Source organism: Ruegeria sp. AK4 (genome assembly GCF_056541025.1).
Genome location: NZ_JBQFXS010000031.1, coordinates 1 through 14,009, shown reverse-complemented (window position 1 = coordinate 14,009; position 14,009 = coordinate 1). Strand labels below are relative to the sequence as shown.

The 14,009-nt window shown below is 54.0% G+C and carries 15 protein-coding genes; 9 read left to right on the top strand and 6 right to left on the bottom strand.

Annotated features, from left to right (window positions below; all coding sequences use genetic code 11):
* Positions 1 to 45: 45 nt before the first annotated feature.
* On the top strand, positions 46 to 180 hold the full coding sequence (locus ACR0EZ_RS24230) for a hypothetical protein (protein WP_480617366.1): 135 nt from the start codon (positions 46 to 48) through the stop codon (positions 178 to 180).
* Positions 181 to 259: 79 nt separating this feature from the next.
* A complete protein-coding gene (locus tag ACR0EZ_RS24225) occupies positions 260 to 832 on the top strand; it encodes a hypothetical protein (protein WP_480617365.1) in 573 nt (190 codons plus the stop codon).
* Between the two features lie 609 nt (positions 833 to 1,441).
* On the opposite strand, the gene ACR0EZ_RS24220 is transcribed toward ACR0EZ_RS24225, so the two are convergent.
* Genes ACR0EZ_RS24220 through ACR0EZ_RS24210 form a run of 3 tightly spaced genes read right to left on the bottom strand, consistent with a single transcriptional unit; the run spans position 1,442 to position 3,853 of the window.
* The gene (locus tag ACR0EZ_RS24220) at positions 1,442 to 2,332 is read right to left on the bottom strand and encodes a transglutaminase family protein (protein ID WP_480617364.1); all 891 of its coding nucleotides are present in this window, start codon (positions 2,330 to 2,332) and stop codon (positions 1,442 to 1,444) included.
* A gap of 9 nt (positions 2,333 to 2,341) precedes the next feature.
* The gene (locus ACR0EZ_RS24215; protein WP_480617363.1) at positions 2,342 to 2,602 is read right to left on the bottom strand and encodes a hypothetical protein; all 261 of its coding nucleotides are present in this window, start codon (positions 2,600 to 2,602) and stop codon (positions 2,342 to 2,344) included.
* 45 nt (positions 2,603 to 2,647) lie between these two features.
* A complete protein-coding gene (locus ACR0EZ_RS24210; RefSeq protein WP_480617362.1) occupies positions 2,648 to 3,853 on the bottom strand; it encodes a DEAD/DEAH box helicase in 1,206 nt (401 codons plus the stop codon).
* Between the two features lie 990 nt (positions 3,854 to 4,843).
* On the opposite strand from ACR0EZ_RS24210, the gene ACR0EZ_RS24205 reads away from it, so the two are divergent.
* Both ACR0EZ_RS24205 and ACR0EZ_RS24200 read left to right on the top strand, forming a co-directional pair.
* A complete protein-coding gene (locus ACR0EZ_RS24205) occupies positions 4,844 to 5,233 on the top strand; it encodes a c-type cytochrome (protein WP_480617361.1) in 390 nt (129 codons plus the stop codon).
* Positions 5,234 to 5,569: 336 nt separating this feature from the next.
* Complete coding sequence (locus ACR0EZ_RS24200; protein WP_480617360.1) at positions 5,570 to 6,538, top strand: DUF6635 family protein; 969 nt, start codon at positions 5,570 to 5,572, stop codon at positions 6,536 to 6,538.
* A gap of 323 nt (positions 6,539 to 6,861) precedes the next feature.
* Here ACR0EZ_RS24200 and ACR0EZ_RS24195 read toward each other — a convergent pair whose 3' ends face one another.
* Positions 6,862 to 7,572, bottom strand: coding sequence for a DEAD/DEAH box helicase family protein (locus ACR0EZ_RS24195; RefSeq protein WP_480617359.1), 711 nt, complete (start codon positions 7,570 to 7,572; stop codon positions 6,862 to 6,864).
* A gap of 555 nt (positions 7,573 to 8,127) precedes the next feature.
* Between ACR0EZ_RS24195 and ACR0EZ_RS24190 the strand changes: the two genes are divergently transcribed.
* The 3 genes from ACR0EZ_RS24190 (at position 8,128) to ACR0EZ_RS24180 (ending at position 10,112) form a co-directional block, all read left to right on the top strand.
* Positions 8,128 to 8,916: a hypothetical protein gene (locus tag ACR0EZ_RS24190; protein ID WP_480617357.1), complete on the top strand. Its 789-nt coding sequence runs from the start codon at positions 8,128 to 8,130 to the stop codon at positions 8,914 to 8,916.
* A 303-nt stretch (positions 8,917 to 9,219) separates the two neighbouring features.
* The gene (locus ACR0EZ_RS24185; protein WP_480617355.1) at positions 9,220 to 9,789 is read left to right on the top strand and encodes a hypothetical protein; all 570 of its coding nucleotides are present in this window, start codon (positions 9,220 to 9,222) and stop codon (positions 9,787 to 9,789) included.
* 74 nt (positions 9,790 to 9,863) lie between these two features.
* Positions 9,864 to 10,112, top strand: coding sequence for a ParB N-terminal domain-containing protein (locus ACR0EZ_RS24180; RefSeq protein ID WP_480617354.1), 249 nt, complete (start codon positions 9,864 to 9,866; stop codon positions 10,110 to 10,112).
* Here ACR0EZ_RS24180 and ACR0EZ_RS24175 read toward each other — a convergent pair.
* The gene (locus ACR0EZ_RS24175; RefSeq protein WP_480617353.1) at positions 10,104 to 11,117 is read right to left on the bottom strand and encodes a fatty acid desaturase; all 1,014 of its coding nucleotides are present in this window, start codon (positions 11,115 to 11,117) and stop codon (positions 10,104 to 10,106) included. The two genes, ACR0EZ_RS24180 and ACR0EZ_RS24175, sit on opposite strands and share 9 nt — an antisense overlap.
* A 72-nt stretch (positions 11,118 to 11,189) precedes the next feature.
* Positions 11,190 to 11,396 (bottom strand): cold-shock protein, encoded by a 207-nt coding sequence (locus ACR0EZ_RS24170; RefSeq protein ID WP_170430361.1) that lies wholly within the window; start codon positions 11,394 to 11,396, stop codon positions 11,190 to 11,192.
* Between the two features lie 765 nt (positions 11,397 to 12,161).
* Between ACR0EZ_RS24170 and ppk2 the strand changes: the two genes are divergently transcribed.
* Complete coding sequence (gene ppk2, locus ACR0EZ_RS24165) at positions 12,162 to 13,115, top strand: polyphosphate kinase 2 (protein ID WP_480617352.1); 954 nt, start codon at positions 12,162 to 12,164, stop codon at positions 13,113 to 13,115.
* A 183-nt stretch (positions 13,116 to 13,298) separates the two neighbouring features.
* Positions 13,299 to 13,724, top strand: coding sequence for a c-type cytochrome (locus ACR0EZ_RS24160; protein WP_480617351.1), 426 nt, complete (start codon positions 13,299 to 13,301; stop codon positions 13,722 to 13,724).
* Positions 13,725 to 14,009 lie beyond the last annotated feature (285 nt).

Here is a 14,009-nt window from a genome sequence, read left to right as displayed (position 1 = left end):
TCATCTGGGCTCGTGGGTGGTGCGGACAATCAAAGGATCAAAGTGATGTCTTTCAAAGACCTGACGACCAGAGCGGCTGCCGCACTGAAGGAAAACGATGCGGACGCACCGAAAAAAGAAACGACGTCGGAAGGGCCTGACACCGTCCCCGAAAAACCAAAGCCTAAACCCCAAAACTGATAATTCCCTGCCGGGAGTGGGTGGCTTGTTCTTGTCTGCATCTCCGAGCGAGCGGTATCAGCAAAGGAGAACTAACCAAATGAACCAACTAATCAGCAAGACAATCGCAGTCTTTTCCAAGCCGTTTACTTTCCCTGGCTTCGACGAATTACTCCCGGCAGGCGAATACGACATAGAAACTGAGCTTTCCGCACCACCAGATTATTCGGACCCAGAAGCCTGGAAGGCATCGGTGTTAATCTGTCTGCATCCACGGAAATCTCACCCCGGTCTGGCGCGTACCTTGACCGTTTCTCTTACTGATTTGGAGAGAGCCCGCGCAAAGGATAAATTGTCTTCAAAGCAGTTGTCGCAGTTCTTGCTCGACCAACTTTTGGCCGATCCCATGGTGCAATTGATTATGGAAGCGGATGGCGTTTCAGAGACTCAACTTCGGCACCTCTACTCGGAGTCGCTCATCTCTGAGGCAGACGACAGATTATCAGATCAACGAGCCCTACGGCGAGGATGCGGAAGCGGCTCTCGGTATGCCTTCGCAGTCCAAGCTGCTGAGAACGAAGGAATGCTAGTTCGTCCTAATAAAACCCCTCGGATTACAGGCCGTCCCATCGGACAGTCTGAACCAGGCAGCTCCTTCAATCTCAAGGCTTAGGGCTCGGAACTTTCTTTTCCAGTCGCTGTATAAACCAAAACAGAAATCGAGGCTAAGAACTGATGGAAGACACCGACAACGAAGCAGATACGATCATGGCTCGCGCTCATAATGACGTGCCGCAAGAACGCCCGTGTCTTCGTTGCAGAACTCCATTCTGGAGCGAAGGGTTCGGAGAGCGGATTTGTCGACGCTGCAAGGGGTTGAACGCGTGGCGAAATGGCGTATCGGTAAGCCCTGGGCTTGCTCGGCGTCGCTGATAAGCTAACAACAGCGTATCCAGCTTTTTTGATCATAAATCATTATAACTTATTCGCGTTGACCCAGCCCGCTGATCCAAGCCTTTTCAACGTGGAACTCGATCGGTAGTCGGTGCCGAAGACGAAGCGTCCGCGCAGTTTGGATCGAACCGTTCTTCGGCATAGCGATATTAGCTCAAGCCGCTGAATGCACACGCTGAGATCATGCCGGTAGGAACCGAGTTGCTGCAGTTGCAGTCCATTTTCCGGACAATCGCTGCGAACGCACGTTCAGTGCTTTAGAATAGATCAACTGTGTTGAACGGAGTAACAGACTGATCTACCGCCTCTCATCTCGCTCGATACGAGCTCAATTCTCGATCCGAGGCTGCTCCGCGAAATACTCGACGCTCACTCCGACATCCATTGAGATCAGGTCGCTTCTCGAGCCTTGAAAACTTCCTGCCACGGGTACCACCTGTTCGATCCTGCGGGCAACCGCAACGGGGATCAGGTTAGCCGCACCGACAGCTCGATTGGTCGGGTCGAATGGGATCCATCCCGCTCCCGGCACAAAGACCTCGACCCAGGCATGGGTGGAGCCATCGCCCGTCGATCCGACCCGATCTCCGGACGGATCAAAGATATAACCGGAAACCATTCGCGCACCGAACCCGAGCGTCCGAACGGCCTCGGCAAAAAGCACGGCGAAATCGCGACAGGAGCCCCACCCCCGGTCCAGCGTTTCGAGCGGTCCCTGCGTGCCTTCCGACTCGCGGCTCTGGTACGTGATCAGGTAAGTCACACCATTTGCGACGTCTTTCAGGAGGGAGAGTGTGTCGGTCGGCCGCTGCATCACGAAACCTTCGACCCAGTCAGACAAGCGTCCGTCATCGTCTTGGTATTGCGGGGAGGCAAGTGGCCCGAGGTCTGCCAGGTCGTCGTTCGCGTAGAGAAAAGGATAGGAAGCCGCATGAGCGGCAATCGGGAAAACCGGCCAGACGGGCGCCTTTAGGTCGACAACTATCCGTGCGGTCATCACGAGCGCGTCGCTTGCGGCTTCGAATGTTGCTTCCGCTAGAGCGTTCCCGGCCACATCGTTCGACCAGACGACAGTCGCCGAGGGCGAGACATCCAGGTCGAAATAGACCAGCCAGAGGTCGCACGTTTCGCGAGGCCGCAGCATCATCTGATGCGGACCCAGAGGCACTGCCTTCGCATACCGGTATTCCGTTTTATGGCAGATCTTGATCCATGGCATGGCCCGCGCTCAGGACGTTCGGCCCGCAAATCGGCGATGACCTTGCCCGATGCTACCGGGAGCCGCGCAGGTACCGTCGTCTTTGCGAAAACCGATGGTGTGGTCCCAACCCGCCCAAAAGGTCCGGTTCTGCGCGTTGTCAGGCGGCACGCCGGAGCGGTCCTGTGCAGACCACGGTGCAGCGACTGCAAGAGCAGCGGCAATTGCCGCCAGCAACTTGTCGAGCAGCCTTCGGCGGAAGCCGGAAAGGTCGATCTTGAGGTCTCTCATCTGTCTTCCCTTCCGGTTATCCTTCGTTGTTCCACCCGACCGGTGTCAGGCGGCCATGCGTTCGGGTCTTCGCCCGCTGCGGCGACGAGCGCGGCGCTTGGGTTTTGGTTTGGCCTTTTCAGAGTTTCCGCCCCAAGGCGCACCGCCCGCGACCTCGATGCCAGTGCCAAGCACCTTCTCGATGGCTTTCAACTCGCTCATCTCGTCAGCCGCGCAGAATGCGACCGCGCGCCCCTTTTGTCCTGCTCGGGCGGTCCGCCCAATGCGGTGGACGTAGTTTTCGGGAACGTTCGGCAGATCGTAGTTGTAGACGTGGCCCACACCGGGAATGTCGATACCGCGTGCAGCGACATCGGTTGCGACGAGGACACGCACCGCCCCTGCCTTGAAGGCGGCGATAGCGCGATCGCGCTGGCCCTGGCTTTTGTTGCCGTGGATCGAAGTGGCCGCGAACCCGATCTTCTCGAGGTGCTTCATCAGACGTTCCGCACCGTGCTTGGTGCGTGAGAAGACCAGCGCCCGGTCGTCGCGGTGTCCGTCGAGAAGGTCTATGAGCAGATCCTGCTTCTTCTCTTTTGGAACGAAATGCACCGAGTGGGCCACCTTGTCGGCAACCTTACCGGGAGGTGAGACTTCGACGCGAACCGGATCAGTCAGATAATCGCGAGAAAGATCCGCCATCGCCTTCGGCATGGTGGCCGAGAACATCATTGTCTGGCGATCCTTGCCCAGTCTCGGTGCGATTTGCCGCAGGGCATGAACAAAACCGATATCGAGCATCTGGTCCGCCTCGTCGAGGACAAGAAAGCGCGTTTTGCTCAGGTCGACAGCCCGCCGGTCCATGAGATCGATCAGTCGACCCGGTGTCGCCACGAGGATGTCGGTGCCGCGCGAAAGCTTTTGCGCCTGTGCGTTGATCGACTTGCCTCCGACGACAAGCATGATGCGAAGGTCAGAGGTCAGGCCCTTGAGGCTCTGGACAATCTGGTTAGCAAGTTCCCGTGTAGGCGCAAGGATCAGCCCGCGTGCCGACTTAGGCGCGGCCTTCTCGGAGCTTTTGGCGAGCGCTACAACCAGTGGAATGCCGAACGCAGCGGTCTTGCCGGTTCCTGTCTGGGCGATTCCGAGGATGTCGCGACCTTCGAGCGCCCGCGGAATGGCCTTACCCTGGATCGGCGTGGGGTCGGTCAGTCCCCGGCTATCGAGCCGCGAGACCATGCGGGCGTTCAGCCCGAGTTCATTAAATGTCATGTCAGTCCTTGCCCGGACAGGCGTCCGGTATCACCGACGAGCGCCCTTGCGATCGTTCGGTCGGGGTGCACCCGGAGCAACCGCCCGCGGCGCCGCATTGCGCCGAGAGCCGCCCTGAGCGACGTCCCCCCTACGTGATGTGGGAAAACGGTACGTCACGGCCGGGGGCGGGTTGATCCCGCCTGCTCACGCGGCAGAGCGATGACGTTCATGACACATGGGGCATGGCGTGCCTGTTGTCAATCGTTGTCGGACGATTGAAACCGGTTGTGCCGGAAAGATATCTCGGCCGACCCATCGCGAAACCGCCCGGTAAACGTCATGCGGCCCAGGCTATTGTTGCTCTTTTTCGAACCGCTGTTTCGGTTCATTATGCTCTCAGTCGATCGTCCTAAACTGACCTTGCCAAGCTGCCGCATCCTGCGCGCAGCATTTCAGACCAGGCGACCACGGATATAGCCAACCCGCGCCCCACAAACGGCCCGTCATCTGACTTGAGAAAGATCGAAGCAGATATTGAAGCATACGATTTGCTAGAGGGAATCTCTGAGCCCTGTCAGGGCGAGCTGGAAAACCTCGGTGATCATGTCCATTCTGGCCGAATAGCCAAAGAATAGAGCGACCAATCGGGCTGTCAGATGGAAAATCTACTATGATCTGATGCCCGGTTCATCTCAGTCTTCGATATCCATCCCGGTGAAATACAACCCTCCAAGACGTGGTTTTGTAACAGTTCGTTGACACTGATCAAAGCGCTGGATGCAAGGATCTGATAGTGCCCTCGCAAGTGTAGGGACAGGAGATGAAGGCAAGAAGGTGCACAGACCTCATCGCCGCGCTTGGTGAGAAAAAATGACACAGGTGTTTCAACTATTTTGATTCACTTTATGAAGACAGTCTTTATGCCCGAGAAATGAGTTGTGCCTTTGTCTCTCTCCAGAAAAGGAGATGCTTGCGGAAAACTGTCGCCGGCTCGCTTTTGTGTGGCTCATGACAACGCTTGTTGCATCGTGTTCGGAACTCGTCCGGGAGGACAATGCGATGCCCACACGTGCTGACGGGGAAGCGTTTTTCTTAACTAATTGCTCGTCTTGCCACGGCGCCGATGCGCGAGGGGGTGGTCCGAAAGCTGCCAGTTTGCCTGTTGCTCCACCGGACCTAACCACTCTCAGCGAGAGAAACGGCGGCAGTTTTCCGCAAGCACGTGCTTTGAGTTACATCTATGGCGATGCGCAAAACAGCCACCTCGCCAGGGTGATGCCTGAGTTTGGCGGTGCGATGGCAGAAGACCTCGTCCCAGTCGAAATCGACGGCGTTCTGACTCCGACGCCGAGAGAGCTCGCCGGACTGCTATTCTATCTTGAGAGCATCCAACGGTAGAACAGGGTTCAACGCGCCTTTGATAGTTGCTGCACCGGATGCCATGACGGCCCTATACCGACATTCGACATTATCTGATTTCACAGCTTGACCTCCAAAATGCCGCCATTCGTGCACACAGCAGCATTTCGATTTGCTGAGTGACAGCAATGCCTGAAAAGTGCTGTTCGAAGTAAAAGCACAAACGGACTGGTGACCAAGAAGCCTCGTCAACGCTCTTACAACAATGCTCACTTGATGAGATATGAAGAGAGTAGTTAAGCGGCTAGCATGCCGAGCCGTGAAACAGTATGAGACGTTTCTTGCACAACAAGACAGGGATCGCGGGTCACCACCATGAGGTCGCTATCGAACCCCACCGTGGAAGTCGATAAGGTTGTCCGTCCGAAAGTCCGTGAATACTTTATGGACCGGCGGGCTGAGGTGGATGTGTTTGTGGCAAGGCATTTCACCTGGCCCGGAACACTTCTCCTTCACCGGTCGGCACTCGGATGGGACATTTTGCGCGCCCCGATGAATGTGGTGCTGTCGCCAATCCTGGTGCTGACGCGGATCGCGGCATATCTTTGCCGCCGTGCCCGGTGGGGTGGCGGCGCGGACTGGCTGGCCTCACGGCGCATCCTGTTGCGCACCACTGTGGCGCGCAGGGTCGAAGCCTGCGTCGTGACCGATCTTCTGAAACTGTCGTTGGCGCAAGGGGCTGCGGCTCGTAGTCCGGACGCGCTTTCGCGCGCCATCCTTGCTGCACCGAAGTTTCGCGAAATGATCCGAAAACGTGAAAGCGCGGCCGATGCGGAGGCGCTCGGCCATCGAATGGCGGGCGCGATTTCCGAGTATGCAGCAACTCGGTCTGCCGTTGCCGAGATGACTACAGTGCTCTGTGCACTTATTGTTGGTGCACTGGTCTTTCAGGCGCTAACACCGGGCATGATCTCGATGGCGCCGGGCGTTGCTGATGCTATGGCAAGCACCAATGCCATCACGGAGTTTCCGCTGGGTCAGACAATTGGCGGGATTTGGTACGGGTTTTTCCCGACGGGCGCATCGCCCTGGCTTACTGCCGTCACCACGGCGGGGCTTGTCATGATCGGATCGGTTTTCGCCGCGTTCGCAGGTGTGTTTGCCGACCCTGTTCAGAGTCGCCTTGGCATTCACCGCCGCCGCCTTCTTCGCTTGATCGATACACTTGAGGTTGAACTAACCGGACTTGGACAGAGCCCCTTCGTCGCGCGTGAGCATTTCTACGCCCGGCTTTTGGACCTCTGGGATGCCGGTTCGGGCATATTTCGCATTTTCCGGAACTGACGCTAAGACTTGGAGGCGAGGCTCGGCCGCTACCAGTCATTCATCGTGCCCCTCACCGCCGCAGCGCCGCTTTCGTATTGCGCCATTCGTGCAGAGCGCAGCATTTCCACCTCGGCAATGACTGGGTCGCAGGACAAAGCTGCCCTAGGCTCAATGATTGCTGCTGACCGCTCGCAGCCCCAAAGCGGACCTTCGCAACCAAGCTTTGCAAATTCCGAAATGCCAACCGAACAGACCTTTGTCCGAGGCTACACCCGATACCAGTTTTTAACTTCTCGGGCGGCTGCTTCGACTGTAAAAGTAGTCTCTACCTCTGCGATTGCCTACTTTACTTCGTCTGAGCTAGCACTGAGTTCTAAGACGTTCGCATCCAGATCATGGGCTGATCCGGCATTTGAATAAATCGTATCGACCACAATTCTGATGGCGTTTCGGTGTTGCAGCAGGTGCTCAAAAAACCGCACATAAATCATCTCCTCGTACGGAGAATGAATATCCGCTTCAGAGATCAAGCCCAATTCTGAGGCCTTGGCACACGTCAAACGCCAAGCCAGTTCCATTGTGGATGGTGGCGCGTCCCAGGCCTCATCAGGATGTTTTGGGTTCGCAAACGTAGATCTTCGAATAGCTTCGAGATTGGCACGCAAGCTCTTTGTAGGAACAGGATAGATGAATGTGGTTTCCTCGGATGCTAAGGCTGGTTCAACCTGATTCGGCTGCGCCTGGATGAACTCGGAAAACCTGTTTCCGATGATAGGGACTTCTCCGACAATCAAGTCTGTGGGGTCGGTATTCTCCGCCAGCCATCGCGCCAGTGCTCTCCGACCCCACAGCCCGGCAGCCTTTCGGATCAACGGATGAGTTCCATCCGAAACATCTGGATACCTAGCGAGTAGATCTTCGGTCTGAAACGCCGCGAGACCTGTATCCCAACGCATAATATGCACGCGACGTCCCAAGGAGACCGAAATGGATATCTGCTGACGCAACAGGAATGACTTTCCTGATGCTGGTAATCCAGTGAAGAAAACCATGCGGCAACGACGTGCAGCGTCGGCCAGGTGTCTTACAATCTCAGTGTCCGCAAAACTGTCGATAGAAATTGCGAATCTCCTAGTTCGGTGTCGGCAATAGGCTGGAGCGGCGAGCGTTCACCACCTCCAAGATTGTTGCCCAAGAAATCCGGCGATTTCACAGATGAATTGTCAACCTAAATTGCCCCAAAGTGAATTTTGCCTCTCAGTTATTCTCTTAACCACCTAATAACTCGCCGGTCTCAAAAATTGACCATTCCGCAGCACACGCTTCTTGACGAGCGTGCGTCCTTGACTCTTCACAGACTAGGAACGACAAGAGTGCATTGGTAAAAAATTACTCGCCGCCGCGATGCTGCCGGTTACGATAATCCAATGGCCTTCAGACTAATTGTAGCATGTGCCTCAGCATAGGAACGGGTTCCGCTGGGGTCTTCGCTATGAGCTCGTTGCTCGCAAGCATTTGCAACTGTCACCTGACATGCCCCTGTCACCGCGTGACCTAGGAAAGAAGGCGCCGTATGAACAACACATGGCTCTTAAATTGCGTGCTTGATGCCCGATAGATCAGGTCTCAGGCTCCGTTTCGACCATTCATTCATCGTGTTTGCTCGCTGCATTCTTTGTTTGATCCCGACACTTTTGGTGTTTCTCTCAGGAACGCAGCTTCCTGCTCAGGTCGCGGGCAATGCCGATGGGTCTGTTTGTGACGAAGGTTTCGAAAACAAGAACGGATCCTGCCAAAGAACAGACTTACCAGAAAACGCATTTTTGACGGGTAGCGCCTATGGCAGCGGCTGGGAATGCAATCACGGTTTTCAGAATGTCGGAGAACTCTGTGAGGAAATAAGAGTTCCTGAAAATGCCTATCTTACATCAACAGGAGATCAGTGGGAGTGCAATCGGCTGTTCCAGCGTGTTGGAGAAGAATGTGAAGAAGTGATTCCGCCTCAAAATGGGTACGTCGAAACCCGGTTTGGCGTGCAGGAAATACACTGCAACTGGGGATTTCGTAAGGAGAACCAGGATTGTGTTGCAATAGAGGTCCCAGAAAACGGCCGTCTGAGCGACAAAAGAAGCTCGGATGGATGGGTATGCCTCAGAGGTTACTGGGCAGCGGAGAGCGGCTGTAAACCTATAGCAATTCCACAGCATGCATATCTTGCACCTGAAACTTATTCTGGATGGAAGTGCGAACGTGGTTTTCGCGCAAACCGGGACAGGTGCGTCGCGATCCTTGTCCCTGCAAATGCTCACTTAAATCGAAGAGGTGATGGTTGGGAATGTAATCGGCCGTTTACACGACAGAACGATACGTGCACCGAAAGTGTGCCGCGACAATAAGTTGGTGGAAACCAAAGCCGCCTGACAAATCCGGAAGGACTAAGCCGTGAACCATAACTCGATTGACGAAAACCTGGGAAAGAGCCTCAAAGCCGAAAAGGCGCGTCGCCGGTCCTACAGGATTAAGATATCTATTGCGTCAACAGTGTGTGTTGCGGCGATAATTGTAGTGGTGTTTCTCTGATGCGTAAAAATACCCCTCAGGTAACCCTCCCGGACTCAAAGATGTCAGCTCGTGGTCTGGGACAAAGAGCATTTCAGGACCGCAGTGTTCGTACGACGCGGAACGCTGACGTATCTGGAGTGATTGAGGAAGAATTTGGAAAGTACTTGATTAAGGCTGGCGTTCTGAGCGGCAATAGTGTTGCACGGGCATTTCCCAAGCCGCCGGCTAAAACGCAGGCAATGATTGCCGATGCAGTTGGAGAAACACCAGCATTGGCCATTGAAGCCTTAAAAGAAATTCTGGAAGAAAGAGACAGGAAGCGTAGCGGTCAACGCCGTTTGGAGGGAAACTCCGGCACCTTCGTTCCCAGTGAAAGAGAATATACCGAGGCATTGCGCCAGATCAGGCTCACCCCTGCGCAGGTCACAATGCTCAAAGCACTTACAATCGCGGGCAAGGACGGTCTGACCATTGGTCGCTTGTCTCAGGCAGCCGGTTACAAATCGCGAGAGGCGTCCATCAAGGTTTTTAAGAAAATAGGACTATTGATCGCAGAATATCTGGAGCTCGAACTTCCCGAAGCCGGATCGGCACAGAATGATGGCGCCGCGCAGGTCCTCGCATTTTCTCACATTGAAAGTGACGATGAGCCCGCGACTTGGATTATGCATCAGGAACTGCGAGACGCTGTTCGTTTGGTTCTATGACGTACGTTTTAGCCCGCGCTTTTAAGGCGAAATCTGAACCGGAACAAATGCACGAAAGGTTGCTGACGTAGCTTATGTTGGAGAAAAGACCATATCCGCTCGACCTGATCTATGTACCTGTGAAACGGGCGAAAACACTTGATCAGCAAAAAGTCCTGACGCTGGCCGATGATATCCTGAAGAACGGCCAGAAGACCCCGATCCAGATACGTTCGGACAATAAGAGGTTTGTACTAATTGAAGGCCTTCACCGACTAGAGGCCATTCGCGCCTTGGGCGGTGATACGGTCGAAGCCTATCTGGTACGCGCCAGACTACACTAAATGCCTATTGGAATTGGCGTTCGACAAAGCCTCGGAAAATGTGAGCAGGCGTTGACTTTTTTCATCCCAAAGATGCAATCGTGCACAATGAAAGCTCTCATATAGAGTAATACGCTGGCAATTTTCTAACGCAGAATGGTCACGCAAAACTTCGTTTAGCCGGTAAAACGGTATGCGGCTGGCAAGGTGGTGAACATGGTGTACGCCGATATTGGCAGAGAACCAACGCAGGATGCCTGGTAGGGCATAGTGAGAACTTCCATAGAATGCGGCGTTCTGAAGGTTCCACCCCTCTTCCCGGTCCCAGGTCGTGTGTTCAAACTGGTGTTGAATATAGAAAAGCCAAATACCAATCGATGATGCGACAATCATGGTTGGTAGGAAAACATACGCCAAAACCTCAATGCCTCCGGCCCAAAAAACCAGGGCCAATGTCCCTGCAATTGCGGCGTTTGTTCCCATCGCACTTGCCCAGTACAGCCAGCCCGAACGCATGAAACCAAGAGGCAAACGGTTTTGAATAAAGAACGTATAGATCGGCGCAACACCGAACAGGAAGACGGGGTTCCGGGTCAGACGATACGCGGCACGCCCGAACCAATTCCGCTTCAGGTATTCCTCAATGGTCAATGTAGGGATGTCACCCATACCACGCCGATCAAGGTTACCGGTTGAGGCATGGTGAATCGCATGGCTTTGCCGCCAAACGTCATAGGGTGTCACGGTAAGAACACCTAGAACCCGGCCGGTCCAATTGCATGCGTTGCGGTTTCTAAAGAAAGATCCATGACCACAATCATGCATAATGATGAAGATACGGACCAGAAATGCGGCATTCAGGACGGCCAGTAGTATTGCGATCCAGACACTAAAAGATAACGCAAACCACGCTAGGGCCCATAGCACGAATAAGGGGGCAACAGTGATCGCAAGTTCAATAACACTTCGCTTAGCATCGGCCACACGGTATTGCGCGAGCACCCGCGTCCAGTCTTTAGGTTGCAAGTTACTAGTTCTCCACCGGCTTTTAGTCGCCCATTGTTCAAACGGGCACCCAATAAGGGTGCCCTAAAAAGGTCAGGCGAGTGCCAGATTGGCGGCGCTGTCGCGTCCGTCACGGCCCGCTTCAACGTCGAAGGTAACCTTCTGGCCGTCCTTCAATTCGCTGATGCCGGAACGTTCAAGTGCCGAGATATGCACGAATACGTCGCGCTTGCCATCTTCAGGCTCGATAAAGCCAAAACCTTTGGTCGAGTTGAACCATTTTACTGTGCCATTTGCCATGGTGGAGGTCTCCTAATACTTGCCGCCCGCATCATTGCGGCGACTCGGCGTGGTCGGTCTGAATCGAAAGACTGAACGCCGAATTGGGGAGACAGCAGGTCGAAAAAGAAAAACGTAAGCCTTGTGTATATGGACTTCGAGTACACACAATACAAGCCTAGATACTTTGGAGGACAACAGAGAATTTGAACCTGTCTGGCTTAGAACTAGGCAAGTAGAGGTGAAACCATTGCTCTTCGACCCAAACTTGAAGGTGGCTTGGATCAGCGGCACAGAAGACCAACGACTGTTTTTAGGAGATTATCCTGCTGCAATCGAAATAGCGATATCTGGAGCAATGGCCGGCCCCTTATCTAGTTTTCGACGAGAGCGATGACTGGGCCTACTCGTGTACCTCCAATCGATATCCCGACTTTACTTCATTCCACGCAGACATTTGCGTGGCGCATCACAACATGAAATGGACAATGGTGTTTACGCATGAACAGCCAGATTTGGGACCCTATCTCGCATTCAAATCGGAAAACGTGAACTGACGGAATTTACCAAGCATTGAACAGAGTTTGGTATCGCGTCAGGTTAAGCTGTCCAAATCTCCGCACGCTCTGAGCCTCAATTCGGTTGAAGCGCTGCGGTTCGCGATACCCTCCCGACGATTCTAATGCACCCAAGACGTGGTTTGTAACGGTTCGTTGACACCGATCAAAGCGCTGGAAGCCAGGATCTGCTAGTGCCCTCGCAAGCATAGGGACAGGAGATGAAAGCATGGGAATGGCGACGGCCAATAGCGTCCAACTAGACGCAAACAGTTCGGTGGCATCAGACAAAGCGAAGCTGGTTGTGAATGGGATACAGTCGAGTCCGAGCCCTGAAAAGGTCCGCCACGCCTTCGAAACCGGTGAATACCCTTATCGAAAAAAAATGGCCCGACGCTTATACGAGGCCGAGAAAGCTAAGCTCCAGGCAGAGCTGCTCAAAGTCCAGATTTGGGCACAGCAGACCGGACAGAAATTCGCATTGCTCTTTGAAGGACGTGATGCGGCCGGTAAGGGCGGCACGATAAAGCGATTTATGGAGCACCTGAATCCACGAGCGGCTCGAATTGTCGCATTGAACAAGCCAACCGATGAAGAGCGTGGGCAATGGTATTTCCAACGTTATGTTCAGGAGCTGCCTACATCTGGTGAAATGGTTTTCTTTGATCGCTCCTGGTACAATCGAGCAGGCGTGGAGCGGGTAATGGGGTTTTGTGATCCCAACGAATACCTGGAGTTTATGAGACAAGCTCCTGAATTGGAACGCATGCTCGTGCGATCAGGCATAAGGTTTTACAAATATTGGTTTTCGGTCACCCAACCGGAGCAGAAAAACCGGTTCAAAAGCCGCGAGACAGATCCTTTGAAGCAATGGAAACTGTCACCAATTGACAAAGCCAGCCTAGACAAGTGGGATGACTATACCGAGGCAAAAGAAGCGATGTTCTTTTACACGGACACGGCGGATGCCCCGTGGACCATCGTCAAATCCAACGACAAGAAACGAGCCCGCCTGAATTGTATGCGCCACTTTTTGTCTACTTTGGACTACCCTGGAAAGGACCTTGAGATTGTTGATGCTCCTGACCCGCTGATAGTTGGCCAGGCAAATCACGTGATACACCGATCTGAACATATCCTTGGAGCAGCCCTACATCCTGAAGCGCGAAAACGCGCAAACTAGACTGCAGGTCACTTCACGTGACACGACGGCGTGGACTCCAGGTTGCGTCCAGAGACCTCATCGCCGCGCTTGGTAAAATGTGAGAACTCGGGTGTTTCGACTAATTTATCCACCTGACACAGTCTGTCTTTATGCCCGAGGCATGAGTTTTGCCTTTGTCTCTCTCCAGAAAAGGAGATGCTAATGATCAATTGTCGCCGGCTCGCTTTAGTGTGGCTCATGACAACGCTTGTTGCATCGTGTTCGGAACTCGTCCGGGAAGAAAATGCGATGCCCACACGTGCTGACGGGGAAGCGTTTTTCTTAACTAATTGCTCGACTTGCCACGGTGCCGATGCGCGAGGGGGTGGTCCGGAAGCTGCCAGTTTACCTGTTACTCCGCCGGATCTAACGACACTCAGCGAGAGAAATGGCGGCAGTTTTCCGCAAGCACGTGCTTTGAGCTACATCTATGGCGATCCGCAAAACAGCCACCTCTCCCGGGTGATGCCTGAGTTTGGCGGTGCGATGGCAGAAGACCTCGTCCCAGTCGAAATCGGCGGCGTTCTGACTCCGACGCCGCGAGAGCTCGCCGGACTGCTATTCTATCTTGAAAGCGCCCAACGGTAGAACAGGGGTCAATGTGTCATTGATTGTTGCCGCACCGGATGCCATGACGGCCCAGAGCCGACCTTGACCACGGCATACAGATGCCGCGTTTGCATCCCATTAGGCGTCGGTTCAAAGGCTTCCCATGGCTGATTAACGTAAACGTCCGCTTTCCGGGTACTCGATGATCAAGTTGGCAAGTGCAGAAAATGACTGCTTTCCGCCCTACTTACAAAAACACCCAGATATTTTCCTAACTTGAATGTCAGAAAAAAGTACTATATTTTCCGACAAGGAGAAAGCTAT